This window comes from Nonomuraea sp. NPDC047897, from assembly GCF_043204415.1.
In the GTDB taxonomy this organism is placed as follows: domain Bacteria; phylum Actinomycetota; class Actinomycetes; order Streptosporangiales; family Streptosporangiaceae; genus Nonomuraea.
Genome location: NZ_JBIDCC010000030.1, coordinates 1 through 25281, shown reverse-complemented (window position 1 = coordinate 25281; position 25281 = coordinate 1). Strand labels below are relative to the sequence as shown.

The 25281-nt window shown below is 73.3% G+C and carries 22 protein-coding genes; 12 read left to right on the top strand and 10 right to left on the bottom strand.

Annotation, left to right across the window (positions count from 1 at the left end):
- Positions 1-49: 49 nt before the first annotated feature.
- The gene (locus ACGF0J_RS37650; RefSeq protein ID WP_393154031.1) at positions 50-2149 is read right to left on the bottom strand and encodes a peptidase M6; all 2100 of its coding nucleotides are present in this window, start codon (positions 2147-2149) and stop codon (positions 50-52) included.
- Between the two features lie 100 nt (positions 2150-2249).
- Between ACGF0J_RS37650 and ACGF0J_RS37645 the strand changes: the two genes are divergently transcribed.
- Complete coding sequence (locus ACGF0J_RS37645) at positions 2250-3419, top strand: PucR family transcriptional regulator (protein WP_393154029.1); 1170 nt, start codon at positions 2250-2252, stop codon at positions 3417-3419.
- 60 nt (positions 3420-3479) lie between these two features.
- Positions 3480-4535, top strand: a complete 1056-nt coding sequence (locus tag ACGF0J_RS37640; protein ID WP_393154027.1) for a hypothetical protein — start codon at positions 3480-3482, stop codon at positions 4533-4535.
- A gap of 17 nt (positions 4536-4552) precedes the next feature.
- Here ACGF0J_RS37640 and ACGF0J_RS37635 read toward each other — a convergent pair whose 3' ends face one another.
- The gene (locus ACGF0J_RS37635; RefSeq protein ID WP_393154025.1) at positions 4553-4972 is read right to left on the bottom strand and encodes a MarR family winged helix-turn-helix transcriptional regulator; all 420 of its coding nucleotides are present in this window, start codon (positions 4970-4972) and stop codon (positions 4553-4555) included.
- A 71-nt stretch (positions 4973-5043) separates the two neighbouring features.
- Here ACGF0J_RS37635 and ACGF0J_RS37630 point away from each other — a divergent pair, with 71 nt between their 5' ends.
- From ACGF0J_RS37630 to ACGF0J_RS37615, 4 genes are all read left to right on the top strand, one after another.
- Positions 5044-6777 (top strand): ABC transporter ATP-binding protein, encoded by a 1734-nt coding sequence (locus ACGF0J_RS37630; RefSeq protein WP_393154023.1) that lies wholly within the window; start codon positions 5044-5046, stop codon positions 6775-6777.
- Between the two features lie 121 nt (positions 6778-6898).
- Positions 6899-8464 (top strand): gamma-glutamyltransferase family protein, encoded by a 1566-nt coding sequence (locus ACGF0J_RS37625; RefSeq protein ID WP_393154021.1) that lies wholly within the window; start codon positions 6899-6901, stop codon positions 8462-8464.
- Between the two features lie 22 nt (positions 8465-8486).
- A complete protein-coding gene (locus ACGF0J_RS37620) occupies positions 8487-9053 on the top strand; it encodes a hemerythrin domain-containing protein (protein WP_393154019.1) in 567 nt (188 codons plus the stop codon).
- A 33-nt stretch (positions 9054-9086) separates the two neighbouring features.
- On the top strand, positions 9087-9413 hold the full coding sequence (locus tag ACGF0J_RS37615; RefSeq protein WP_393154017.1) for a DUF5709 domain-containing protein: 327 nt from the start codon (positions 9087-9089) through the stop codon (positions 9411-9413).
- A 24-nt stretch (positions 9414-9437) separates the two neighbouring features.
- Here ACGF0J_RS37615 and ACGF0J_RS37610 read toward each other — a convergent pair whose 3' ends face one another.
- Positions 9438-10103 (bottom strand): HAD family hydrolase, encoded by a 666-nt coding sequence (locus ACGF0J_RS37610; protein ID WP_393154015.1) that lies wholly within the window; start codon positions 10101-10103, stop codon positions 9438-9440.
- A 164-nt stretch (positions 10104-10267) separates the two neighbouring features.
- On the opposite strand from ACGF0J_RS37610, the gene ACGF0J_RS37605 reads away from it, so the two are divergent.
- From ACGF0J_RS37605 to ACGF0J_RS37595, 3 genes are all read left to right on the top strand, one after another.
- Complete coding sequence (locus ACGF0J_RS37605) at positions 10268-11350, top strand: RNA polymerase subunit sigma-70 (RefSeq protein WP_393154013.1); 1083 nt, start codon at positions 10268-10270, stop codon at positions 11348-11350.
- Positions 11343-11975 carry a maleylpyruvate isomerase N-terminal domain-containing protein gene (locus ACGF0J_RS37600; protein ID WP_393154011.1) on the top strand — a complete coding sequence of 211 codons (633 nt, stop codon included), beginning with the start codon at positions 11343-11345 and terminating at the stop codon, positions 11973-11975. The genes ACGF0J_RS37605 and ACGF0J_RS37600 overlap by 8 nt, the downstream gene beginning before the upstream one ends.
- Positions 11976-12060: 85 nt before the next feature.
- The gene (locus tag ACGF0J_RS37595; protein WP_393154009.1) at positions 12061-13176 is read left to right on the top strand and encodes a GlxA family transcriptional regulator; all 1116 of its coding nucleotides are present in this window, start codon (positions 12061-12063) and stop codon (positions 13174-13176) included.
- On the opposite strand, the gene hrpA is transcribed toward ACGF0J_RS37595, so the two are convergent.
- Positions 13166-17038: an ATP-dependent RNA helicase HrpA gene (gene hrpA / locus ACGF0J_RS37590; RefSeq protein WP_393154007.1), complete on the bottom strand. Its 3873-nt coding sequence runs from the start codon at positions 17036-17038 to the stop codon at positions 13166-13168. The genes ACGF0J_RS37595 and hrpA overlap by 11 nt on opposite strands.
- A gap of 235 nt (positions 17039-17273) precedes the next feature.
- Positions 17274-18065: a polyphosphate--glucose phosphotransferase gene (ppgK, locus tag ACGF0J_RS37585; RefSeq protein ID WP_393154005.1), complete on the bottom strand. Its 792-nt coding sequence runs from the start codon at positions 18063-18065 to the stop codon at positions 17274-17276.
- Positions 18066-18188: 123 nt separating this feature from the next.
- On the opposite strand from ppgK, the gene ACGF0J_RS37580 reads away from it, so the two are divergent.
- Positions 18189-19313 carry a TIGR03118 family protein gene (locus tag ACGF0J_RS37580; RefSeq protein ID WP_393154003.1) on the top strand — a complete coding sequence of 375 codons (1125 nt, stop codon included), beginning with the start codon at positions 18189-18191 and terminating at the stop codon, positions 19311-19313.
- 121 nt (positions 19314-19434) lie between these two features.
- Positions 19435-20079 carry a TenA family protein gene (locus tag ACGF0J_RS37575; RefSeq protein ID WP_393154001.1) on the top strand — a complete coding sequence of 215 codons (645 nt, stop codon included), beginning with the start codon at positions 19435-19437 and terminating at the stop codon, positions 20077-20079.
- Between the two features lie 8 nt (positions 20080-20087).
- On the opposite strand, the gene ACGF0J_RS37570 is transcribed toward ACGF0J_RS37575, so the two are convergent.
- Genes ACGF0J_RS37570 through ACGF0J_RS37560 form a run of 3 tightly spaced genes read right to left on the bottom strand, consistent with a single transcriptional unit; the run spans position 20088 to position 22815 of the window.
- The gene (locus ACGF0J_RS37570; protein WP_393153999.1) at positions 20088-20666 is read right to left on the bottom strand and encodes an HAD family hydrolase; all 579 of its coding nucleotides are present in this window, start codon (positions 20664-20666) and stop codon (positions 20088-20090) included.
- Positions 20663-21268 (bottom strand): response regulator, encoded by a 606-nt coding sequence (locus ACGF0J_RS37565; RefSeq protein WP_393153997.1) that lies wholly within the window; start codon positions 21266-21268, stop codon positions 20663-20665. Before ACGF0J_RS37565 ends, ACGF0J_RS37570 begins: the two co-directional genes overlap by 4 nt.
- Before the next feature lie 11 nt (positions 21269-21279).
- Positions 21280-22815: a carboxylesterase/lipase family protein gene (locus ACGF0J_RS37560; protein ID WP_393153995.1), complete on the bottom strand. Its 1536-nt coding sequence runs from the start codon at positions 22813-22815 to the stop codon at positions 21280-21282.
- 142 nt (positions 22816-22957) lie between these two features.
- Between ACGF0J_RS37560 and ACGF0J_RS37555 the strand changes: the two genes are divergently transcribed.
- Positions 22958-23776: a DUF4253 domain-containing protein gene (locus tag ACGF0J_RS37555; protein WP_393153993.1), complete on the top strand. Its 819-nt coding sequence runs from the start codon at positions 22958-22960 to the stop codon at positions 23774-23776.
- Positions 23777-23792: 16 nt separating this feature from the next.
- Here the strand turns inward: ACGF0J_RS37555 and ACGF0J_RS37550 are convergent, their stop codons facing one another.
- Both ACGF0J_RS37550 and ACGF0J_RS37545 read right to left on the bottom strand, forming a co-directional pair.
- Complete coding sequence (locus ACGF0J_RS37550; RefSeq protein ID WP_393153991.1) at positions 23793-24593, bottom strand: SAM-dependent methyltransferase; 801 nt, start codon at positions 24591-24593, stop codon at positions 23793-23795.
- 183 nt (positions 24594-24776) lie between these two features.
- Positions 24777-25281, bottom strand: a 505-nt coding sequence (locus tag ACGF0J_RS37545; protein WP_393153989.1) for a Scr1 family TA system antitoxin-like transcriptional regulator, incomplete at its 5' end; no start/stop codon positions are given.

Here is a 25281-nt window from a genome sequence, read left to right as displayed (position 1 = left end):
TCCGCTCCGGGGTGTTCCGCTCCGGGGTGTTCCGCTACAGAGTGTTCCGCTACAGGCCGACGACGCGGCAGGTGGCCGTCGCCGTCCTGCCCGGGTCGCTCTCGGAGGTGGCGGTGAGCTTGACCTTGGCCAGGCGGTCGCCGCCGGCCTCGCGCACGGCGTTGACCTTCACCGGGGCGTGCTTGCCGGCGGGGACGGCGGCCAGGGCGTTGGGCACCTGCACCGTCCAGCCCTTGCCCTGCACCTCGGCCTTGATCCGGTAGACGTCGGAGCCGAGGTAGGCGCTGACGTCCTCGGGGTGCGCGGCCTGGACGGCGGTGGCGCGCCCGGTGTTGAACACCGGGAACGTGCAGGTCGACACGCCCTTGCCGGCGGGGAGTCCGGCGCCGGGCAGCACCTTGACGCCGCGGCGGTGCGGGCCGGCGCCGTCGAGGGAGCGGATCGCCACCGTGTAGGACAGCACGCCCGCGCGGTCACGCCTGATGTCGGTGACGTAGAAGTGCAGGCGGTTGGCCTCGTCCACGTACTCGTACTCGCTGCCGGAGTCCGTGCCGGCGTGGAAGAGGGCGTCGGACAGCTGGCGGTAGTCGCCCATGGTGATGGGCACCTCGGTGCCGTCGGGCAGCACGTAGTCGGTCATCCGGATGTCCTGCGGGTTGGCGTCGACCACCCAGATGAACGGGGCGCGGTCCTGGTTCTTGGTCTTGGCCAGCAGGACGCCGGAGTCGGGGGTGAACGAGTCGGTGCCCATGCGGTCGACGACCTCGACGGTGTAGTTGTCGTAGCCGCCGCCGTCGCACAGCGGGTCGGTGCGCGGGTCGCAGGCGGGGCTGCGGTCGCCGCTGCCGAAGGCGATGTTCACGCCGGACAGCCCGGCCGGTCCGGGCTGCACCGCACGGGCGGTGACCCTGGCGGTGACCACGCCCGACTCGTCCAGCGCGTCCCGGGACAGGTTGAGCACGTTGGCCTGGTCGACCATCTCCAGCTTGATCTTGTTGCGCAGCATGTGCTGGGCGCCCATCGAGGAGCCGGAGGTGGGCGGGATCAGCCAGCGGCTGTGCGGGCCGCCGGGGCCGTTGAACGTGCCGCGGCTGAGCATCTCCCAGATGCCGGAGTACGCCCGGCGCAGCGGCGTGCCGTAGGGGTTGTTGTAGTTGTCGGCGACGCCCATGATGTGGCTGAGCTCGTGGGCGTAGACCGACATGCCGGAGCTTTCGGCCTGCACCGAGTCGACACCGAAGCGGGCGTTGGGCCAGAAGGTGGAGCCCGCCTGCCAGGAGGTCCAGTCGACGTAGCGGGTCTTGGACCAGTTGGGCAGGGCCGGGTCGGGCGGGCCGAAGTCGTCGGTCACGGCTTCCTTGGTCGGGAACTTCATCATCCCGAACTCCTGCCAGGTGGACGACTCGTCCTGGCCGGCGCTCAGGTAGAAGACGAAGTCGAACTGCTTGGCCGTCTCCTCGCCCACGGCGGCGACCCAGGCGGCGTTGCCGTCGGTGCGCAGGTTGCGGTCGCAGGTGTCACCGGCGGGGCAGGCGTCCGCCTGGTACTCCAGGGCGTACTCGTGGTCCTTGCCCGGCATGGTGTACGGGCCGAACCCGGTCAGCTCGACGCCGATGCGCCCGCCGGAGTCCTCCATCCAGTACTCGTGGATGGTGTGCCCCTTGTTGAGGTCGTTCGGGGTGTTGAGGAAGTCCTGGTAGAACTTCGCCACCTGGTCGCGCGGGATGTCGTGGGCCTCGGCGCTCGGATTCCTGAAGACGGTCGAGCCCTTGGGCTGGGTCACGACGAACGGCTGGTTGGGGTAGTCGAGCAGCACGAGCGCGCCCTTGAAGGTGCGCTGGGAGCCCTTGACGGCCGGGTCGTTCCACTTCGTGCCGGGGATCTTCTTGTAGTCCGCCCACGTCATGTGGTCGGGGTTCTCCCAGTTCTGCGGGTCGATCGGCGCGATGCCGGCGGTGGGGCGGCCGCGCAGCGCGCTCGCGTCGGGGGCGTCGCGCTGCCACGGCTGGGTCCGCGGCCAGTGGTCCTGGCGCCATGGGTGCTCGGGGTCGGCGGGGGGTGCGGCGGAAGCGGGGGTCGCCACCAGGCTCACCGGGATCAGCACTAAGGCCGCCAGGAGGCCTTTCAGCAGCTTCTTCGGGGCAGTCACGATCGGACGCTATAGCCGACCGTTGACAGAGATCACCGATCAGTTGTAGGGAAGACCTGTAGTGCTGCTTCCGACAAGTGTCGAAACATCCAGGTGAGTGGTGGCTGACCTTCAGCGGCTCGTGGACGAGCTCGCGGCGCGCCTCGGCCGGCCGCTGCTCCTGGAGGACCGGCTGCAGCGGGTGGTGGTCTACAGCGAGCAGAGCGGCGCGATGGACGAGATCCGCCGCGACTCGATCCTGCGCAGGCGCACCACGCCTGAGGTGCGGCAGTGGCTGGGCGCCGCCGGCATCCACGAGGCGGTCGCCCCGTTGCGCACGCCCGGCGCGGACCATCTGGGCCTGCTGCCGCGGGTGTGCGTCCCGGTACGTCATGACGCCGGGCTGCTCGGCTTCCTGTGGTTCATCGACACCGGCCCGGCCATGTCGCGGGCCCAGGTCGCCGAGGCGGCCGCGGCGGCGCCCGCGCTGGCCCTGGCGCTGTTCCACGAGAGCCTGGCCACGGGGCTCGCCTCGCATCGGGAGCTGGAGGCGGTGACGGGGCTGATGCTGGGCGAGCACGACGCGGCCCGCCAGCTCATCGAGGCGGGGGCGTTCCCGCAGGCGCAGCCGGTGACCGTGCTCGTGGCCAGGCCGCTGGCGGCCGAGCCGGACGACGCCCTCCGGCTGGCGCTGGAGCGGGGCCTGCTCGCGCTGCGGCGGCGGCTGGGCGCCCTCCATCCGCTGCACCTGGTGCGCTACGACCACGCCGTGCTGCTGGCCGCCGGCGCGCCGGCCTCCTGGGCCGCGCTGGCGGAGGAGGCGCACGCGGCGATGTCCGTGCCGGTGACCGTCGGGGTCGGCCGGCCCCGGCCGGAGCTGGCGGCGGCGGCCGAGTCGTACGCGGAGGCGCGGCACGCCGCCGAGGTGGCGGCCCGCGTGCCGGGGCTCGGGCGTTCGGTGGAGTGGGCGCGGCTCGGCGTGTACCGGATGCTCACCCATCTGCCGCACCACGAGCTGCATCCGGGCCTGGCGCCCCTGCTCGCCGACGAGCAGCACCTGCCGCTGCTGGAGACGCTGGAGACGTATCTGGACCTGGCGGGCAGCGCGGGGGCGGCGTCGCGGGCGCTGCGGCTGCACCGCACGTCGCTGTACTACCGGCTGCAGCGGGTGGAGGAGCTGGCGCGTACGGACCTGAAGGACGGCGGCGAGCGGCTCGCCCTGCACCTGAGCCTCAAGCTGGCGCGGTTGTCGGGCCGGTATCGGCCGAGGGACGGGCGCCCCGGTGGCTGATTGCGCCGCCAGGCCAGGGTCACGTTTAATACCAAAAGGGACATTTTGACGGGAGCGCGGATGCCTGCTCAGCGTGCCAGGCCGGCCTTCGGCCGGCGCGCGCCCGCGCCGGTCGTCGTCCACTCCGCCCCGCTCGTGCTGCCCCTCGCCGGCGATCCCCTCCGCGACGGCGCCGTCGCCGTGCGGGGCGAGCGGGTGCTCCAGGTGGGCGTGCGCGCCGACCTGCTGAACCGCTTCCCCGACGCCGAGGAGCGGCCCTGGCCCGGCATGATCGTGCCCGGTCTGGTGGACGCCGCCTCCGGCACCTCCGCCGCAGAGGCGCTGGCCCACGGGGTCACCACGCGGGCCCGCGTGACGCCCGGCGGCACCGCGCGTGGCCTCACCGCCGACCCGGCCGCCCACGCGGCGCTCCCCGGCGTCGGCTACGTCGAGGTGACGTGCGAGGACGAGGACGCCTGGGAACGGCGCGGGCGCGACGCCGTCGTCACGGCGATGCGGGAGACGGACCGGCCGCACATCGTGGGGATCGCCGCCCGGACACCGGACCCCGTGGTCCTGGAGGACATCGCCGTGCTGGCCAGGACGTTCGGGCTGCGACTGCTGGCGGACCTCGGGACGCGGCCGGCGGTGGCGCTCGACGAGGCGGGCGTCCTCGGGCCGCACTGCCACGCCACCTGCGAACGGCCGCTGGACCCGGGCGAGCGCAAGCTGCTCAGGCTGCGCGAGACCGTGGTGGCCGTCGGCCCGTCGGCCCCGGCCGACGACGTGCTCGCCCTGCTGGAGGAGGGCAACCTCCTGGCCCTGTGCACGACGAGTGGGGAGCGGCCCGCGGACGGGCTGCTGGGGCAGGCGCGCCGCGTCCGTGAACGGGCGCGGGCCGTCGGGTCGCGCACCCGCGGCCTGGACCGCAGGCTCGTGGAGGCGGCCACGCTGGGCGGGGCGCGGGCCCTCGGCATGCACCGCGGCGCCGGCCGGATCGGCTGCCTCGTCCCCGGCGGGCGCGCCGACTTCGCGGTGTTCGACGCGCGCGGGCGCTACCCGTACAGTGCCCTGCTGGCCCGGCCGGACTGCCTGGCCACGGTCGTCGGCGGCCGCATCCGCGCCGGCGTCACCTGAGCCGCCCCGCCCCGCCGCTACCGGAACTGGGCGTCCACCGCGCCGAGCAGCCCCTTGAGCTGGTCGCGCTGCTCCTGCGACAGCACCGCGAACAGGTCCTGCCCGGCCTGCCGGCGCGCCTCGCGGGCCCGTTCGTACACCTCGCGGCCGGAGGGCGTGATGACGACCAGGGTGGAGCGCCGGTTGGCCGGATCAACCTCCCTGCGGACGTGACCGGCCTCCTCCAGGGCGTCGATGACCGGCGTGACCGAGCGGGGCACGATCCGCAGCTCGTCGGCGAGCTGCACCATCCTGAGCGGCCGGCCGGCCTCGATGAGCACGCGCAGCGCCCGGGCCTGGCCGGGGCTCAGCCCGAGCGGCTCCAGCCGGTGCAGCCAGCCGTGCCGCAGCCGGCGGCTCACCAGGTGCAGGAGCTCGGGCAGCTCCGGGTCGTCCATGGCCCCAGCTTAGAGCCGGGAACAAATATGAGCTAACCTCCGTTTGAGTGGACGTCAGAAAGGGGACCCGTTTGGCAGCCGAACCCCGCGCGCCGCTGCGGCGCATCGTGAGACTCTTCCGTGCCTACCGGGGCCGGCTGGCCCTGGTGGCGTTCCTCATCCTGCTGTCGTCGCTGGTGTCGCTGGCCTCGCCGTTCCTGCTGCGCGAGATGCTCGACGTGGCGATCCCGCAGCGCGACACGACCCTGCTCGCGCTGCTCGCACTGGGCATGATCCTGGTCGCGGTGACGACGAGCGTGTTCGACGTGGTGCAGACGTACGTGTCCACCACGGTCGGCCAGCGCGTCATGCACGACCTGCGCACCACCGTGTACGAGCACCTGCAACGCATGTCGATGGCGTTCTTCACCCGCACCAGGACCGGCGAGGTGCAGTCGCGCATCGCCAACGACATCGGCGGCATGCAGGCGGTCGTCACGTCCACCGCCACCTCGATCGTCTCCAACCTCACCACCGTGGTCGCCACGATCGCCGCCATGGTCGCGCTCGACTGGCGGCTGACCGTGGTCTCGCTGGCGCTGCTGCCGGTGTTCGTGTGGATCAGCCGCAAGGTCGGCGCGGAACGCCGGCGCATCACCGCCGAGCGGCAGCGCAAGCTCGCCGTGCTCGCCTCCATGGTGCAGGAGTCGCTGTCGATCAGCGGCGTCCTGCTCGGCCGGACGATGGGCCGCTCCCCCGAGCTGACCCGCCGCTTCGCCGGCGCCTCGGACGAGCTGGCGGAGCTCGGCGTGCGCTCCAGCATGGCCGGCCGGTGGCGGCAGTCGTCCATCCAGATCGTCATGGCCGCGATGCCCGCGATGACCTACTGGGCCGTTGGCCACACCGGCGCCATCTCCGTCGGCACGCTGGTGGCGTTCACGACGCTGCAGGTGGGCCTGTTCCGGCCGGCGGTGTCGCTGCTGCGGCTCGGCGTGGAGGTGCAGAGCTCGCTGGCGCTGTTCGGCCGCGTCTTCGAGTACCTGGACCTGCCGGTCGACATCCACCCGGGCACGCGGACGCTGTCCGGCGTGCGCGGCGAGGTCCGCTACGAACACGTCGACTTCTCCTACGGCGACGCCCCCACGCTCACCGGCGTGGACCTCACCGTGCCGGCGGGCACCAGCCTGGCCGTCGTCGGCGAGACCGGCTCCGGCAAGACCACGCTCAGCTACCTGCTCCCTCGCCTGTACGACGTGACCGGCGGGCGGGTCACCATCGACGGGGTGGACGTTCGGGAGCTGACGTTCGAGGCGCTGGCGGCCACGGTCGGCGTGGTGTCGCAGGAGACGTACCTGTTCCACGCCTCGATCGCCGACAACCTCCGCTTCGCCCGGCCCGACGCCACCGACGAGGACGTGGCGGCCGCCGCCCGGGCCGCCCGCATTCACGACCACATCGCCGCGCTGCCCGACGGGTACGACACGCTGGTCGGCGAGCGCGGGTACCGGTTCTCCGGCGGCGAGAAGCAGCGGCTGGCCATCGCCCGCACGCTGCTGCGCAACCCGCCGGTGCTGGTGCTGGACGAGGCCACCAGCTCCCTCGACACGCAGACGGAGCGGGCCGTGCAGGAGGCGCTGGACACCCTCGCCGAGGGCCGTACCACGATCACCATCGCGCACCGCCTGTCGACGATCCGCGACGCCGACCAGATCGCCGTCCTGGACGGCGGGCGGGTCGTGGAGCGCGGCACCCACGACGAACTGGTGGCGCTCGGCGGCCGGTACGCCGCGCTGGTGAGCCGCGACCGGCCACTCGAACCCGTCTGACCGCGACCGGCCGCTCGGACCTGCCCCGCCCGCGACCGGCCCGCTCGGACCTGACTGACGACTGGCTGGGAATCGCCGCCGCCCCTGCCGCGACGGCGGTCGCCGGTCGTACCCTCGTGAGGTGCGCAACACCCGATACGCTCCCTCCGGCATGGTGTGCAGCGTCGACCATCTCGCCTCCACGGCGGGCGTGGCGGTGCTCGACCGCGGCGGCTCGGCCGCCGACGCGGCCATCTCCGTGAACGCCGTCCTCTCCGTCGTCGCCCCGCACATGTGCGGTCTCGGCGGCGACCTGTTCGCCCTGGTGTACGAGCCGGCCGGGACGGCGGGCGGGACCGGCGCCGTCCGGGCGCTCAACGCCTCCGGCAGGGCGGGGTCCGGGGCCGACCCCGGTCCGCTGCGCGCCGAGGGGCACGAGCGGATGCCGCACCTGCACGACATCCGGTCCGTGCCCGTGCCCGGCTGCGTCGACGGGTGGTCCGCCCTGCACGCCCGCTACGGCCGGCTTCCGCTGGCCGACCTGCTCGCCCCGGCGGTCCGGCTGGCCCACGACGGCTTCCCCGCCTCGCCGCTGCTGGTGCCCGGCGCCCGCGTCGCGGCGCAGCGCCCCGGCGGCGACGACTTCGCCGCCGCCCGCGCGCCCGGTGACCGCGTCACCCGCCCCGGGGTGGCCCGCGCCCTCCAGGCCGTCGGCACGACCGGCCGCGACGGCTTCTACCTGGGCGAGTTCGGCGAGGGACTGCTGGAGCTGGGCGGCGGCGAGTACACCCGGGGCGACCTCGCCGTCCCGGCCGCCGACTGGGTGGATCCGCTGCGCGTGCGGGCGTTCGGGCACGACGTGTGGTCCATGCCACCGAACTCCCAGGGCTACCTCCTGCTGATGGCGCTCGGCATCGCCGACGGGCTGGAGCTGCCCGCCTCGCCCGCGCACCCCTCCTGGGCCCACCTGCTCGCCGAGGCCGCCCGCGTCAGCGGCCACGACCGGCTGTCGGTGCTGCACGAGGACGCCAAGGACCTGCTCGCCCCCGAGGAGATCGCGCGGCGGCGGGCCCTGGTGGACCCGGCCGCGCGGCTGCGCCTGCGGGCGCCGGCCGAGCCGGGCGACACCACGTACCTGTGCGTGGTGGACGGCGACGGCATGGGTGTCTCGCTCATCCAGTCGAACGCCTCGGGCTTCGGCAGCATGCTGTTCGAGCCGCGTACCGGCATCAACCTGCACAACCGCGGCATCGGTTTCTCGCTGGTCCCGGGGCATCCGGCGGAGTACGGCCCCGGTCGCCGCCCGCCGCACACGCTGGCGCCCGCGCTGATCACCCGCCCGGACGGCTCGCTGCGCTCGGTGCTCGGCACGATGGGCGGCGACGCGCAGCCGCAGATCCTGCTCCAGGTCATCGCCCGCCTGCTCCGCCACGGCGAGGAGCCGGGCCCGGCCGTCGCCGCGCCCCGGTGGCGGCTCGGCACCGGGGGCACCGGGTTCGACACCTGGGACGCCCCCGACGACACGGTGGTGGACGTGGAGGAGGGCGCGCCCTGGGCGAACGGGCTGGCGGCGCTCGGCCATCCCGTCGCGGCCCGGCCGTACGGGAGCGTGTTCGGCCACGCGCACCTGATCGACGTGCGGCCCGGCGGGATGCTGGCCGGCGCGGCGGACCCGCGGTCCCTCGTCGGCGCGGCGATTGGACGCTGACCCATCGGGTAGCTCCGGCGCCATGGCTACCGACGTCATCACTCTCATCACCAGTGACCACCGCAAGGTCGAGGCGCTCTTCGAGCGGCTCCAGAACAAGCAGGGCGACCAGCGGGCGACCGTGGCCGAGCTGCACGCGCTGCTGATCGCGCACGCCCGCGCGGAGGAGGACCGGGTGTACCCGGGCATCGACGCCCACCACGGCGTGGAGGAGCATAAGGAGGCCGAGGTACTGCTCGACTCGCTGGTGCGGGCCGAGCCGGGCACGGCCGCGTTCGAGGAGACGCTCGTCAAGCTCGTCGAGGCGGTCGGCCACCACGTCGAGGAGGAGGAGAACGAGCTGCTCCCCGAGCTGGCCAAGCAGGCCGACGACAAGCGGCTCAAGGAGCTGGGCGCCGCCTTCGCCGAGCGCCGCGACGAGGAGCTGCGCGCCCTCGGCGCCGCGAACGGCTCGGCCGGGCCGAGCGCCGACGGCAGCGGCCCCACCAAGGAGGAGCTCTACCGCAAGGCCCAGGACGCCGACATCCCGGGCCGGTCCCAGATGAGCAAGGACGAGCTGGAGAAGGCGGTCAAGAAGGCCGGGTCCTAGGTTTCGGACAGGTTTGTGGGTAAGGGGGCGCGTATGACCGAACTACCTCCGGACAGGCACGGCCTGGCCGACGAACAGCAGATCGAGGTCGAGGCCGCGACCGACGACCTCGGGCTGAACCACCGCATCGAGGAGGACGACCCACGGCACGAGGACACCCTCGACGAGCGGCTCTGGCGGGAGAAGCCCGACCGCCCCGAGCGCGCCCAGCGGCCGGAGCACCGCCTCACCCAGCCCGACGAGGGCCTGGCCCCGGACCTGGAGAAGGACGAGGTGGGCGAGGACTGGGGCGGCGACAGCGGCGACCTGTCGGCCGAGGAGCGCGCCGTCCGCGTCGAGCCGGACGAGCCCCTCAGATGACCCCGGCCGGGGCCCCGGAGCGGCTCAGCCGAGCCGCTCCAGGGCGGGCAGCAGGGCGTGCAGGTCGTCGGCCACCAGGTCGGCGGCCTTCGCCTGCGGCCGTTCGGCGTGCAGGTAGCCCCACGGCCCGCGGCGCAGCAGCGCCGTCCGCATGCCCGCCCGGCCGGCCGGCAGCACGTCGTTGTCGAGCCGGTCGCCCACGTAGAGGATCTCGCCGGGCTCGCGCCCGGCCACCGCGGCCACCTTGGCGAAGAACTCGGGGGCGGGCTTGGCCACACCCCACCCCTCGGAGGTGTGCACCGAATCCACCGGCAGCTCCATTGCGACCAGCGCCTCGTACGCGCGTGCCGGCTGGTTGCCCGCGACGATGACCTGGTAGCCGGCCCGCCGCAGCGCGCCCAGCGCCTCGCGGACGTCGGGGTAGAGGTCGCCGGCGTCGAAATGGTTGCGCAGGCCGCCGGGATCGTCGCGCTCCCACGCCGCCAGCTCGCCCTCGATGTCCAGGCCGGGACGGACGAGCTCGAACGCCTCCCGGTGCGACCGGTCCAGCGCCGCCATCCCGCCGAGCGCCCCCATCAGCACGAACCGGCTCACCCCGAGCCGGTCGGCCCAGCGTGACCAGATGCGCGTCTCGTCGATGAGCGTCTCGCCCACGTCGAGCACCACTGCCTTGACCATCGGACCGGCCATCGGACCCCCTTCTCGTTCGCCCCCACTGTACGGATCTGTCCCGGTGCGCGAACGCCAGGGGTGAATGCGGCCGAAACACGTCACGGACGCCCCGCGACGAATCGGAGGGGCCAGAATGGTCTATCCAAGGGTGAGAGAAATCGAGATGTCATCAGGGGGACGGCGTGCGCGTTCGTGACGACGGAGCGGCCACGGCCGCGCAGACCCTGCGCCGGCAGGACTTCGCCAGGCTCACGGACCCGTTCCGCGCCGAGTTGCTCACCCACTGCCGGCGCATGACGGGGTCGGCGCACGACGCGGAGGACCTGGTCCAGGAGACCTACCTGCGGGCGTGGCGCGCGTACGACGAGTTCGAGGGCCGCTCGTCGATCCGCACCTGGCTGCACCGGATCGCCACCAACGTGTGCCTGACCGCGCTGGACAGCAGGCGGCGGCTGCCGGTGCCCGCCGGCCTGCCCGAGTCCCGGCCGGAGCACGACGACGCCGTGCCGGGTCCGCTCGACGGCGGGGCCGGGCAGCGGCCCCTCCCGGACGCCCAGCCCGGCCTGGCGGCCGACCCCGCCGAGATCGTGGTCACCCGCGACGACCGCAGGCGGGCGCTCACCCTGGTGTGGCAGCGCCTGTCGCCGCGCCAGCGGGCGGTGCTGATCCTGCGGGACGTGCTGGCCTGGCACGCCAACGAGATCGCCGATCTGCTGGGCACCTCGGGCAGCGCGGTGCACAGCATGCTGCGGCGCGCCCGCGCCCAGCTCGCGCAGGCCACCCCGGCGCCGGCCGGCACGGCCGCCCAGCACCACGCCCAGCACCGCGCCGGGCCGGGCGAGGCCGCCCCGCACGACGCAGGGCCGCACGACGCCGGGCCGGACGACCTGCGCCTGCGGCTCCTCCTTGAGGAGTACGCCGCGGCGTTCGAGACCGGTGACGTCAACGCCCTGGTGCGCCTGCTGACCGACGACGCCGTGTGCGAGCGCCGGCCCGCCGCCACGGTCCTCGACGGGCCCGGCGAGATCACCCGGTTCCTGGAGCACTGCCCGGCCATGGGCGAGTGCCGCATGCTGCCGATCTCCGTCAACGGCCGGCCCGGCTTCGGTGTCTACCGCCGCTCGCCCGGCGGCGACTACCGGGCGTACACCATCGACGTGCTGACGATCACCGGTGCGGGCCTCGAACGCATCGAGGTGCTGGAGGACCGGGCGCTGTTCGGCACCTTCGGCCTGCCCATGGTGCTGGCGGGTGACCATGTCTGACGCGTCTGACGCCATCCCGGCCCACGGGCTCTCCGCCGTGCCGACCCCCTGGGCCGAGCTGCCGACCGAGGCCGCGGCCCACGTGCTCCCCCTGATGGAGAAGGGGCTGGACCAGGACTGGTCGCGGCCGGCCGGTGAGACCGACTGGAGCCTGCGTGAGCTGATCGACCACATCACCCTGGGGGTCATGGGGTACGCCGGGCTGCTCGTCGCGCGGCCCGCCGACCGCTACATCGCGCTGCGCACCGGCAACGATCCGCACGCCCCGGTGGCCGAGTGCCTGGAGTCGATCACCATCGCCGCGACGCTGCTGTCGCACACCGTACGCGCCACGGGGCCCGAGGTGCGGGCGCACCACCCGTGGGGCACGTCGGACCGGACCGGCTTCGCCGCGATGGGCGCCGTGGAGATCCTGGTGCACGCGCACGACATGACGCGCACCCTGGGCTTCGACTGGACCCCGCCGGACGACCTGGCGGAGCCGGTGGTCGAGCGACTGTTCCCCGCGGCGCCGGCCGGGCACGCGCCGGGCCGCACCCTGCTGTGGGCGTGCGGCCGCGTCGCCCTGCCGGGGCTCCCCCGGCTGCCGCGCGGCGGGTGGCAGTGGTCCGGCGAGGTGCGCTGACCGGCCGCCGCCGTGGCCGGATCCGGGCGATGAACGGCCGTTCTGGCTCTCCCCCGGCCAGGGCGTCCCGTGGCAGGCTGGGTGCTTGACCGCTGTCCTGACCGTCCTGTCGTGGAGCACCATGGGTACCCTCTGCCGAGCGAACGGTGACCTGCACGCCGCCGCAGCACCGCACGGGCGGCGCCGCGCCACACGGCCGTTCCGTTCGGTGGCGGTGCTGGCCATGCAGGGAGTCGGCTCGTTCGCGCTCGGCGTCGTCGGCAACGCCTTCGCCGATCGCGGCCTGCCGGGCGTGCCCGGCGTCGGCTTCACGGTGTGCGCGGAGCGGCCGGGCCCGGTCCGGCTGGACATCGGCCCGCCGGTGTGGGTGGCGCACGGGCTGGACGGCCTCGCCGAGGCTGACCTCGTCATCGTGCTGCCGCCCGACGGCGAGGCCCCCCGACGGTCGGCCGAACTGGAGGCCGCGCTGCTGCGCGCCCACCGCGATGGCGCGACCGTGGTGGGCATCTGCGGCGGCGTCTATCCGATGGCGTACGCGGGGCTCCTCGACGGCCGGCAGGCCACCACCCACTGGAGCCACGCGGGCGACTTCGCGGCCCGGTTCCCCGGCGTGACGGTGATCCCGGACGTGCCGTACGTGGACGAGGGCGACGTCGTCACCTCGGCGGGCGGGGCGACCTGCCTCGACCTGTGCCTGCGCCTGTGGCGCGACGGCCACGGGACACACGTCGCGGAGGCCGTCGCCCGCGACATGATGGCCGAGCCGCGCCGCTCCGGCGTCCCGGAACGGCCCGACGTGCCGGAACGGCCCGACGTCCGTGACGTCCCGGAACGGCCCGGCCGCCGGCCCGGGGTGCCCGCCGGCGACCGCCGGCTGAGCGAGGTCATCACCTGGGCGCTCGCCAACCTGGACCAGCCTCTGAGCGTGACCGGGCTGGCCCGGCGCGCCCTGATGAGTCCGCGGACGTTCGCCCGCCGGTTCAAGGCCGAGACGGGCCTCAGCCCGTACTCGTGGGTGCTAGACCAGCGGCTCGACCGCGCCGAGACGCTGCTGCTGACCACCGGCCTGAGCGTCGAGTCGATCGCCCGCCGGGTGGGCTACAGCACGGCGGGCATGTTCCGGACGCAGTTTCTCAAGCGGCGCGGCGTCTCCCCCAGCGTCTACCGGCGGCGGTCGGCCGCCGCCGCGGTCAGGGGGTGAGCTTCTCCATCGCCTTGGCGATGCGCTTCTCGGAGACGGGCGTCGGCGTGCCGAGCGTCTGGGCGAAGAAGCTCACCCGCAGCTCCTCGATCATCCAGCGGATCTCGGTCACGTCGGGGTCGGAGCGGCGGGCGGGGTGCAGGCGTCGCAGCAGGTCGTGGTAGTCGTCCTCGACCTTGTGCACCCGGTCCATCCACTCCTCGTCGCGCCACGGCTCCTCCGGCAGCTTGACCAGGCGTCGTTCGATGGCACGCAGGTAGCGCAGCAGGTCGGGCAGGCGGCGATGGCCGGTCGCGGTGACGAAGCCGGGATGGACGAGCCTGCCGAGCTGCTCGCGGACGTCATCGGTGGAGGCGCTGCTCCGTAGCGAGCCCAGGCGGGTGCCGACGGCGTGCCACACGGCGAGGATCTGCTCCACCCTGCCCAGCACCTCGGCCGCCGTGTCGTGCAGCTCGGCGCGGACGTGCTGGTGCAGGCGGTCGAACCCGGCCGGGTCCCAGGCCGGGCCGCCCATGTCGAGCATGAGCTTGTCGGCCGCGGCGTTGACCACGTCGTCGAACAGCGCCACCGCGCCGCCGTGCGGGCTGCGGGACAGGGCCAGCTTGGCCTGGTTGGACAGGCCGCCGAGCAGCGACCTGGCCGGGTTGGTGACGCCCAGCAGGAGCAGGCGGCGGGTGCCCGGCCAGTGGGAGCGGCGCTGCTCCGCCTCCGTCTCGAAGATCTTGACGGACACCGCGTCGCCGTCGTCCACCAGGGCCGGGTAGCCCTTCATGCGGCCCTGCTCGAACACCTTGGGCAGGGTGCCGAAGCTCCACGTGTGCAGGCCGGACTGCTCCAGGTCGTCGCCCGCGTCCGACAGCGTCTGCCGAAGCCGGTGGGCCAGGCGGCGCTTGAGCGCGTCGAGGTCCTTGTCCTCGGCGACGGTGCGCCTGCGCTCGTCGATCACCCGGTAGGTGATGCGCAGGTGGTCGGGCACCTGGTCGAGCCGCCAGGCGTCACGCGGCACCCGGATGCCGGTCAACCGCAGCAGCTCACGCTCCACGGCCTCCAGCAGCGGCTCGCCGCCCTGGCGGACGTTCTGCAGGACCCGGCGGGCGTGGTCGGGGGCGGGCACGAAGTTGCGGCGCAGGTGCTTGGGCAGCGACCGGATCAGCTCGGTGATCAGCTCCTCGCGCAGGCCGGGGATCTGCCAGTCGAACCCGTCGGAGCTGACCTGGTTGAGCACCTGGAGCGGCACGTGGACGGTCACGCCGTCGGCGTCGGCGCCGGGCTCGAACTGGTAGGTCAGCTTCATCCGCTGGCCGAGCTGCCGCCAGGTGTCGGGGTAGTCGCGGGTGCTGACGTCGGCGCCCTCGTTGACGAGCATCTCGGGTGAGAACGTGAGCAGCCCGGGGTCGGTGACCTTCGCCTTCTTCCACCAGGAGTCGAAGTGGCGGGCCGACACCACGTCGGCGGGGATCCGCTGGTCGTAGAAGTCGAACAGGGCCTCGTCGTCGACCATGATGTCGCGGCGCCGGGCCCGGTTCTCCAGCTCCTCGACCTCCTGCAGCAGCCGGCGGTTGTCGCGCAGGAAGGTGTGGTGGCTGTCCCACTCGCCCTGGACGAGGGCGTGCCTGATGAACAGCTCACGGGACAGCTCCGGGTCGATGCGGCCGTAGTTGACCTTGCGGCCGACCACGAGCGGCACCCCGTACAGGGTGACCTTCTCCAGCGCGATGACCGCGCCCTGGTCCTTCTCCCAGTGCGGCTCGGAGTAGGAGCGTTTGACGAGGTGCTGGGCGAGCGGCTCGGCCCAGCCGGGCTCGATCTTGGCGTTGACCCGGGCCCACAGCCGCGAGGTCTCCACGAGTTCGGCGGACATCACCCACTGCGGCTGCTTCCTGGCCAGCGCCGAGCCGGGGAAGATCGCGAAGCGGGCGTTGCGCGCGCCGAGGTACTCCTGGACGGGGCGGCGGCCGTCGGAGGGCCGCTGCTTGTCCACGACGTCCTTGACGCCGATGTGCGACAGGAGCCCGGCCAGCAGCGACACGTGGACGCTGTGGGGGTCGGCGGGCGCGCTGCCCGGGTGCGCGCCGAGCGCCTGGCGGAGCTGGCTGTAGATGTCCTGCCACTCGCGCACGCGCAGGTAGTTGAGGAACTCCGCCTTGCACAGCCTGCGGAAGGCGCTGGAGGACAGCTCCTTCTGCTTGTCCTGCAGGTAGTGCCACAGGTTGACGTACGTCAGGAAGTCGGAGTCGGGGTCGGCGAAGCGGCGGTGCTTCTCGTCGGCCTGCTGCTGCTTGTCGGACGGGCGCTCGCGCGGGTCCTGGATGGACAGCGCGGCGGCGATCACCATGACCTCGCGCAGGCAGCCGTTCTTCTCGGCCTCCAGCACCATCCGGCCCAGGCGCGGGTCGACCGGCAGGGTGGCGAGCCGGCGGCCGACGGGGGTGAGCCGGCCCTGCGCGTCGAAGGCGCCCAGTTCGTGCAGCAGGTTGACGCCGTCGCGCACCTGGCGGCGGTCCGGCGGCTCGACGAACGGGAACGCCTCGATGTCGCCCAGCCCGATCGAGGTCATCTGCAGGATGACCGACGCGAGGTTGGTGCGCAGGATCTCCGGGTCGGTGAACTCCGGCCGGCCCAGGAAGTCGTCCTCCTCGTACAGCCGGATGCAGATGCCGTCGGAGGTGCGGCCCGAGCGGCCCTTGCGCTGGTTGGCGCTGGCCTGCGAGATCGCCTCGATGGGCAGGCGCTGCACCTTGGTGCGGTGGCTGTAGCGGGAGATGCGGGCGTAGCCGGGGTCGACGACGTATTTGATGCCGGGGACGGTCAGCGACGTCTCGGCCACGTTGGTGGCCAGCACGATGCGCCGGCCGGTGTGGCTCTGGAAGACGCGGTGCTGCTCGGCGGCGCTGAGCCGGGCGTACAGCGGCAGCACCTCGGTGTTGCGGAAGTCGGCCTTGACCAGCGCGTCGGCGGCGTCGCGGATCTCCCGTTCGCCGCTGAGGAAGACCAGGACGTCGCCCGGCCCCTCGGCGGTCAGCTCACGGCACGCCTCGACGATGCCCTGCGTCTGGTCGTCGTCGTCGCCGAGCGGCCGGTAGCGGACCTCGACGGGGTAGGTGCGGCCGGACACCTCGATGATCGGGGCGTCGCCGAAGTGGCGGGAGAACCGCTCGGGGTCGATCGTGGCGCTGGTGATGACGACCTTGAGGTCGGGGCGGCGCGGCAGGAGCTGCTTGACGTAGCCGAGGATGAAGTCGATGTTGAGGCTGCGCTCGTGCGCCTCGTCGATGATGAGGGTGTCGTACTGCTCCAGCAGCCGGTCGTGCTGCAGCTCGGCGAGCAGGATGCCGTCGGTCATCAGCTTGACCAGCGTGCGGTCGCTCGCCTGGTCGGTGAAGCGCACCTTGTAGCCGACCACCTCGCCGAGGCCGGTGCCGAGCTCCTCGGCGATGCGCTCGGCGACCGTGCGGGCGGCGATGCGGCGCGGCTGGGTGTGGCCGATCAGGCCGCGGACGCCGCGCCCCAGCTCCAGGCAGATCTTGGGGATCTGGGTGGTCTTGCCGGAACCGGTCTCCCCGGCGATGATCACGACTTGGTGGTCGCGGATGGCTTCGAGGATGTCGTCCTTGCGCTGCGAGACCGGCAGGTTGTCGGGATATTTCACCACCGGCACGGCTTCGCGGCGGCGGACCAGCCGCTGCTCGGCCCGCTCCACCTCGGCGAGGATCTCCGCGGCGATCTTCTCCCGCGCTTCGCGGGAGCGCACGCGGCGCGCGCCGTCGAGCCGGCGGCGCAGCCGGCGCTGGTCACGGGGCATGAGCTCGGGCAGGCGGGACTGGAGCTCGGTCAGTGAAGAGGACAACGCAGAGGTTCCCATACTGCTTTCAGGATATTTGAGCCCCGCGCGGCCGGAGCCAACGCACCATGCTGCCCGACCGCCCGCCCGGCCGCATCCCAATTAAGCGCGGTCACCGCTTCACGCGGGACACCGCGACCGCCCACGGCGGGCCCACTCTCCCCAGAGTCGTCGTCGTGGACGGTCGCGGTCACTGATTGGACTCCCGAGGAGGCCCGGTGGTTGCCCTCGGGAGCGACTTTTTTGATCTTGCAGGTCAGCGGTCGCGCAGCGGCGGCACCGGGGCGGCGGGGTCCGCCACGTCGGCCGTCTGCGCGGCCGTCTGGGCGGCCGTCTGGGCGGCCGTCTGGGCGGCGCCGATGATGCCCGCCTCGTTCTGCAGGGCGGCCGGCACGACGGGCGTGTCGAGGCGGATGTGCGGCAGCCACTTGCCCGCCTTCTTGCTGACGCCGCCGCCGACCACGATCAGCGCGGGCGAGAGCAGCATCTCCATGTGCCGGAGGTAGTCCTCCACCCTCTCGGCCCACTTCTCCCAGCTCAGGTCGTGCTCCTCGCGGGCCCGGTCGGAGGCGCGGTGCTCGGCCTCCTTGCCGTGCAGCTCCAGATGGCCGAACTCGGTGTTGGGCACGAGGACGCCGTCCACGAACAGGGCGCTGCCGATGCCCGTGCCGAACGTCAGCATGAGCACGGTGCCGCGCCGGCCCCTCCCCTCGCCGAACGTCATCTCGGCGATGCCGGCCGCGTCGGCGTCGTTGAGCACCGCCGCGCCGCCGAACAGGTCGCCCGCGTCCACGCCGATCCACGAGGGGTCGACGTTCGCCGCCGTCCTGACCACGCCGTCGCGCACCACGCCGGGGAAGGTGACCCCCACCGGGCCCGTCCACGAGAAGTGGGCGGCCAGCGCGCGCACCACGTCGGCGACGGGACCCGGCTCGGCCGGCTGCGGCGTGGGAATGCGGTGCCGCTCGCTGATGAGCCTGCCCGTCGTCGTGTCGACGGGCGCCCCCTTGATACCGGAGCCGCCGATGTCGATTCCCAGCACGTTCATATCCATCCTTCTCCCGCAGGCGGCCGATCAGAAACGTATCGGCCGATATTTCCGGACCTTAAGTGAACCTGGCGACCCGGCTCCCACGTATCTCGCGTCACAAGCGCTAACAAGGAGGCAAGGATGCGGCCACGCATCATCACACTCTGCGCTGTTGGGGTCGTCCTGGGCGCCACGCTCGCCACCACCCCCGCACACGCCACCCCCCGGCCCCGGTACGAGGTCGTGAACCTCGTCTCCGACGTCAGGGGCAGAGCCCCGGTCACCGACCCCAAGCTGGTCAACCCGTGGGGGCTGGCCATGGGCAAGACGCTGTGGGTGTCCGGCACGGGCACCGGCACCGCCACCGTGTACTCCGGCACCGGCAGGAAGGAACGGACGGAGGTCGCCATCCCGGGCGGCGCGCCGACCGGGCAGGTGCACAACCCCACCGACGGGTTCACCGTCAAGGGCAAGCCCGCCACGTTCATCTTCGCCAGCCCCAGCGGCGCGATCACCGGCTGGAACGCCGAGGCCGACCCGAAGAACGCGGTCATCGCGGCGTTCACCCGGGGCGCCGACTACAAGGGCCTCGCCCTGGTGCGGACCGACGACCAGGACTACCTGCTCGCCGCCGACTTCGCGGGCCGGCGCATCCACGCCTGGAACTCCGACTTCGAGCGGATCCGCCTCAAGCGCTGGCAGTTCCGCGACCCCGACATCCCGTCGAACTACTCTCCGTTCAACGTCGCGGTCGCGAACGGCAACGTCTGGGTGGCGTACGCGCTGCGCGACCCGCGGACCGGCAAGTCCGTCCCGGGCTCCGGCAAGGGCTTCGTCAGCCGCTTCAACGGCGAGGGCCGCCTGACCGGGCGCATCGCGCGCACCGGACTCAACGCCCCGTGGGCGATCACCGCCGCGCCGCGCGGCGCGTACGCCGGGGCGCTGCTGGTCGGCAACTTCGGCGACGGCACCGTCCACGCCTACCGGCAGGGCCGCCACCTGGGCGCGCTGCGCGGCTCCGACGGCCGTCCGATCGCGCTGCCCGGCCTGTGGGACCTGGAGGTGGGCACCGCGGAGAACGGCGGCGAGGACGCGCTGTGGTTCGCGGCCGGCAGCGACGGCGGCAGGCACGGCCTGCTGGGGCTGATCAGGCCGGCCGGCTCGGGCGGCTCGCGGGCGGCCACGCCGTCCTCCTCACCGACGTCCTCCTCACCGACGTCCTCCCCCGCGAGGTCGTCGAGCGGGTCGCCGTACGGCGGCTACTGACGGCCCCCGACGCGGGCGCCGACGTCTCCCGGCACGGTCGGCGCGGCCGTGCCGGGAACCGGCGCGCGTGCCGCGGCCGCCGGACGGTGATCACTCGCCAGGGTGCCGCTAAAGTTGCGGCGTGAGCGAGCGACCCTTCAGCGACTGGCTGCGCGAGCAGTGCGCGGACGAGTGGACCGGCGTGGTGACCCATCCGTTCGCCATGGCGATCAACGCCGGCACGGTCCCCGACGACGCGATGCGACGCTACCTGGAGCAGGACTTCCAGTTCGTCGACTCCTTCACCGCCCTGCTCGGGGCGGCCGTGGCCTGCGCCGACTCCTTCGAGGCGCGGGTGCCGTACGGCCGCTTCCTCGGGCAGGTGGCGACGACCGAGGAGAAGACGTACTTCCACCGGGCGCTGGCGGAGCTCGGCGGGCGGACGGAGGTGCCGCTGGAGCCGGTGACGGCGGACTTCCGGCGGCTCATGGACGAGGCGCGGGCCTCGCAGGACTACGCGCTGGTCGTCGCGGTGCTGTGCGTGGCCGAGTGGACCTACCTCGGGTGGGCGTCGCGGGCCGTGGAGCCGCTGCCGGAGAGCTTCGTGCACCGCGAGTGGATCGAGCTGCACGACGGCGTCGAGTTCCGGGGCTGGGTGCGGTTCCTGCGCGGCGAGCTGGACCGGTTGGGCGCGGGCATGGACGAGCCGCGCCGCCTGCGGGTGCTCGACGTGTTCGCCCGCGCGGTCGGGCTGGAGCGCCGCTTCTTCGACATGGCCGCCGGTTAGGGCGGCGGTCAGGGCAGGACGGCCGCCAGGTCGGCCACGGTGCGGAAGTGGATCCCGGTCATGCCGAGCGACCGGGCGGCCTCGACGTTCTCCAGCCGGTCGTCCACGAACAGGCAGCGCTCCGGCGCGGCCCCGGCCCGCTCGGCCGCGATCTCGTAGATGCGCCGGTCGGGCTTGGCCACGCCGACGCGGGCGCTGCTGACCACGTCGTCGGCGAAGTAGGTGAGGCCGAGCCGGTCGAGGTGCTCCTCGACGGTGTCGGTGGCGTTGGTGACGAGCACCACCGGCATCGTGGCCTGCGCCCGCGCCAGCAGCGCCCTGACCTCCTCGTCCACCCGGAACGGCACCTCCATGAACTCGGCGACGGCCTGCCGGGCCCGCTCGTCGCCGCCCAGCGCGACGGCGACGGACTCGGCCCAGTCGCGCTCGGTCACCTCGCCGAGCACGGCCGGCTTGATCAGGGCCGGATCGAAGGCGGTCGCCATCAGGGGCAGGCCGTAACGGGCCTCGATGTCGGCCTGGACGGCATGGTCGAACTGGCGCAGGACGCCGTCGAGATCGCAGAGCACCGCGTCGAAAGGGGTCATAGCCACCCATTGTGGCGTGCCAGGTGCGCCGCCTCGATCCGGTTGCGGGTGTGGGTCTTGCCGATGGCGGACGACAGGTGGTTGCGCACCGTGCTCTCCGACAGGTGCAGCCGGGCCGCCACGTCGGCGATCGTGGACCCGTCGAGCGCCGCCGCCAGCACGTCACGCTCGCGGGCGGTCAGCGGGCTGGGGCCGGCGTTGAGCGCGGCGGCGGCCAGGGCCGGGTCGACCACCCGCTCCCCCGCCACCGCCCGCCGCACGGCCGCGGCCAGCTCCTCCACCGGCCCGTCCTTGACCAGGAAGGCGGCGGCCCCGGCCTCCATCGCCCGGCGCAGGTAGCCGGGCCTGGCGAACGTCGTCAGGATCAGCACCGCGCAGCCCGGCAGCGCGGCCCGCAGCTCGGGCAGCACGTCGAGGCCGCTGCGGCCGGGCAGCTCGATGTCGAGCAGCGCGGCGTCGGGCCGGTGCTCCAGCGCGGCCGGGACGACGGCGTCGCCCGACGGCACCCGGGCGACGATCTCCAGGTCGTCCTCCAGCCCGAGGAGGAGGGCCAGGGCGTCGCGCATCATGCCCTGGTCCTCGGCGATCATGATCCTGATCACGGGGTGCGTGCCTACTTCCAGAAGCCCAGCCGGTGCTCGGCAGCGTAGTCGATCGGCCGGACGGCGTCCGGGGCCAGCGACAGCGTGCCGTCCCCGACGCGCGGCCAGGCGGGCAGGCCGGCGGAGTTGGGGTCGCCGGTGCGGGCGAAGTTCGTCCAGTAGTCGGCCATCCGCCCGGCGAGCCGGCGCTGCGCGGGGTTCAGCGCCGCCTCGCGCTCGGGGAAGAGGTACGGCAGGTCGCCCGCGTGGTAGGCGCCCCAGGCGAAGTCCGTCTCGAACGGCAGGAACATCGGCGCCTCGCGGTCGGCGAACTCGTAGCCGTAGACGGGGACGTGCCGGGCGAGCAGGGTGTTCTGCTCGTGGGTGCCGCGGGCCCACATGCGGTCGGTCAGCACGGCGGCCCAGGCGAGGCTCGGCGACCCGTACGCCTTGACGGGGTACCTGCGGAGCACGGCCGGGGCCCGGCCGCCGAACGCGGTGCGCACCAGCGCGGGATAGTCGGGCGTCTTGTCCTGCACGTCGTAGTTCATCCCGACGAAGATGCGGTGCTCGTCCTTGGTGGCGCCGGCCAGCACCGGCACCCGGTGGAAGCGCCCGGCGCGCAGCGCCCGGTCCGGCCTGGCGGGCAGCACGCCGCCGCCGTGGGCGTACACCTGGAAGGCGTTCATGATCTGCGGCACCTCCAGGATCTTCTTCACCGGCAGGGCGCGCAGGCAGGCCAGGTCGGCGCAGCCGAGCTGCTTGGCGAACAGCTCGCCCATGGCGGTGACCTCGGCCTGCGTCCGGTACCCGAACGACTCCACGGCCTCCAGGCCGGGCACCATGCTGCCCGCCGGCATGTCGAGCATGCCCGGGGAGCTCTGCAGGATCGCCCGGTGGAACAGCCCCGCGGAGGCGGGCGCGGTGAGATGGGCGTTGATCGCCAGGCCGCCGAAGGAGACGCCGAAGAGCGTCACGTTGCCGGGGTCGCCGCCGAAGGCCGCCGCGTTGCGGCGCACCCAGCGCAGCGCCTCCTGCTGGTCCTGCAGTCCGTACGTGCCAGGGTCGCGCAGGCCGGGGTGGCCGAAGCCGTTGAAGACGCCGAGCCGGTAGTTGATCGTGACCACGACCACTCCTCTGGCGACCAGCTCGCGGGCGTCGGAGAAGTGGCCGCCGCCCACCGCCCCGTCGCCGTGCACCCACACCATCACGGGCCGCCGCGCGTGGGCGGCGGGGCCGGCGGGGGTGGTGACGTTGAGGAAGAGGCAGTCCTCCTCCTCGCTGCGCGTGTCGGCGTACTCGGCGCCGACCTGCGGGCACAGGGCGCCCGGTTTCGTGGCGTCTTTGACGCCCCGCCACGAGGGGGTGGGACGGGGCGCCTCCCAGCGGTTCGCGGTGGCGTAGCGGATGCCCTGGAACAGGCGGTAGGTTCCGGTCACGGTGCCGCGCACCGCGCCCCTGTCCGTCCTGACGACCGCGGGATCGGCGGCGTCCGTTCGTGCGGCCGGGCTCTCGGCGGCGGTGGCGCATCCGGCGAGCAGCACGGCCGTGGCCAGGAAGATTCTCATGACTCCACGGTCCCCGACCCCCTCCCTCCGGCAGAAGGTTCATCGATCCGGGATCGCGTGGGACAAATGTCCCGGCCCCCGAGGGCGTGTCGGTGCTCGGCACTACCATCTCCCCGACGGGTCCAGATCGGAACGGTAGGGCATGAACGATCACCGGCTGCCGCAGGAGCTGTGCCAGCTGTTCGCCGACGGCGGCAGGGGGCGGGCGCTCAGAGCCGCCCTCCCGCCGGGCGACGTCGTCTGGCCCGACGCCGGCTACACCGGGCAGGGCGAGCCGATGCGGCCCGCGTTCTGGATGAGCGAGGCCCCGGTGACCGGTCCGGAGTGGGCGCGATTCCGTGCCGAGCACGCCGGCAGCGGCCTGTGGCCGGTGCTGCTCGACGAGTCGGCGCAGCCCTGGTCGATCGGGCAGGTGGTGCCCGACGAGGCAGCGCAGATCGACCATTTCACGGCCGAGGGGTTCATGGCCGAGGTGTGGCAGGAGTGGGTGACGCAGATGCCGTCCGGCGCGTTGGACGAGCTCGACCCCTACGGGGCGTTCTGTCCCGGTCTGGCGGCGCCGGGGGTGCCAAAGGCCGATCCCGGCGAGGTCGCCGACTGGTACGCGGGCCGGCTCGCCGCCCGGGGCTTGCCGCTCGGGTTGGTGGCCGCGCGCCGCGGTGCCGACGCGCTGGCCGTGATGGGCTGGCAGGGGGCGCTGCACCACAACGAGTGGATGGTGCCGCTGGCGGCGGTGGTGCGCAGCTGGGAGGAGCGGTTCGGCGCCCGGGTGGTGTGCGTGGGCTTCAACACCCTGGAGCTGAGCGTGGCGGCGCCTCCGGTCGACGGCGAGCACGCGCTGCACGTGGCCGCCGAGCACTGGACGTTCTGCCCGGACAACGTCGTGCAGGGGCCGGGCGACCTGAGGGGCTACGCCGAGCAGATCATCGGGCGGCACACATGGTCGTTCTGGTGGGACTGACGCGGTCCGCGCGGCCTCACAGGATGCGGGCGACGGCTCCGTAGTTGCCCGAGACGGCCGGCGGGGCGGGACCGCCGGGCGCGTCGGGCCGCCACTCGCTGACCCACACCAGGCCGGGCTCGACCAGGTCGAGACCTTCCAGGAGCGCGGCGACGTCGTCGCGGCCGCGGACGACGTGGCCGGGCAGGGTCATCGCCAGCAGGTCCTCGACGGCGGGCAGCAGCTCGGGCGGGATGCCGTCGAACGTGGTCTGCAGCAGGGCGAGGTAGCTGCCGGGGGCGGCGGCGTGGCCGAGGCACTTGACGGCGTGCCGCGCCTCCTCGTCGTCGAGGCCGTGCGTGGAGACCAGCAGCATGCCCACGGGCCGGTCCCAGTCGATGAAGGTGCGCACGACGCGGTCGGCGAGCAGGTCCTCGATCTGGGCGGCGTCCCCGTCGACCACCCGCACGAGGTCGGTGACGGGTTCGATGGTGGCCTGGGCGTTGGCCAGCACCATCGGGTCGTTCTCCACGTACAGCACGCGGGCGTCGGGCCGACCGGGCCGCCGGCGGGCCAGGTCGTGGAGTTGCCGGCCGGCGGGCAGGCCGCTGGGCACGCCGCTGCCGATGACGAGGAACTGGTCGACGCCGCGGATCGCGAGGTGCCTGATCACGCGCGCCAGGAAGCCGAGCACGGCCTGGGCCGCGGCGGTGGTGACGGGAGCGGCCTCGTCGTAGCGGCGCACCGCTTCGCGGTCGGCGACGAAATTGTTCTTGCCGCCCGCGGCGGCGTCGAGCATACGGGTGATACGCGCCTGGGTCGTGTTCAGCTTGGCCAAATTTCGGATGGCACGTTGACGCATTTGCGTATCGCCCCTTCCCCTCGACAAGCCTCTATCGGGGAGTTCCGGCCTCGACCCCTACTTCGGAAGACCAAGTTAAACTTGAGCCAAATGTCCCAACAAAACAACCCATTGGAGCGAAACGGAATGAGGAAATATCTGTTTCCGAGTTTTCGCTGATCATCGCCGGGTCAGGCGGTCACGGTACGTGTTCAGCACCTCAAGCGTTTCGTCGCGCGTGGTCGTCGTCACCGACAGCTTGGCGAACGCCTGGTGATAAGCCTCGACGGCGGCCGGATCGGTGATCAGTTCGTCGGCCTCGACGGCGTGGGCGCAGGCGATGTCGGGCTCGAACGCCTCCGGAAAACGCCACAGCGTGAACGGTCCGGTCCGCGGCAGGTAGGCCGGATCCTGCAGAGGGACGATGTGCAGGGAGACATGGGGGCGTTTGGCGTGACCGATGAGGGCGTCGAGCTGGGCGAGGTGGACGCGCGGCTCGGCGATCACGCGTAGCAGCACGCCCTCGTCGATGATCGCCCACACGACCGGGCCACGGGCGTGGGGGGGGGGGGGGGGGGGGGGGGGGGGGGGGGGGGGGGGGCGGGGGCGCGGCGGGGGGGGGGGGGGGGGGGGGCGGGGGCGGCGGCGGGGGGCGGCGCCGGCGAGGGGGCGCCGGCGGGGGCGC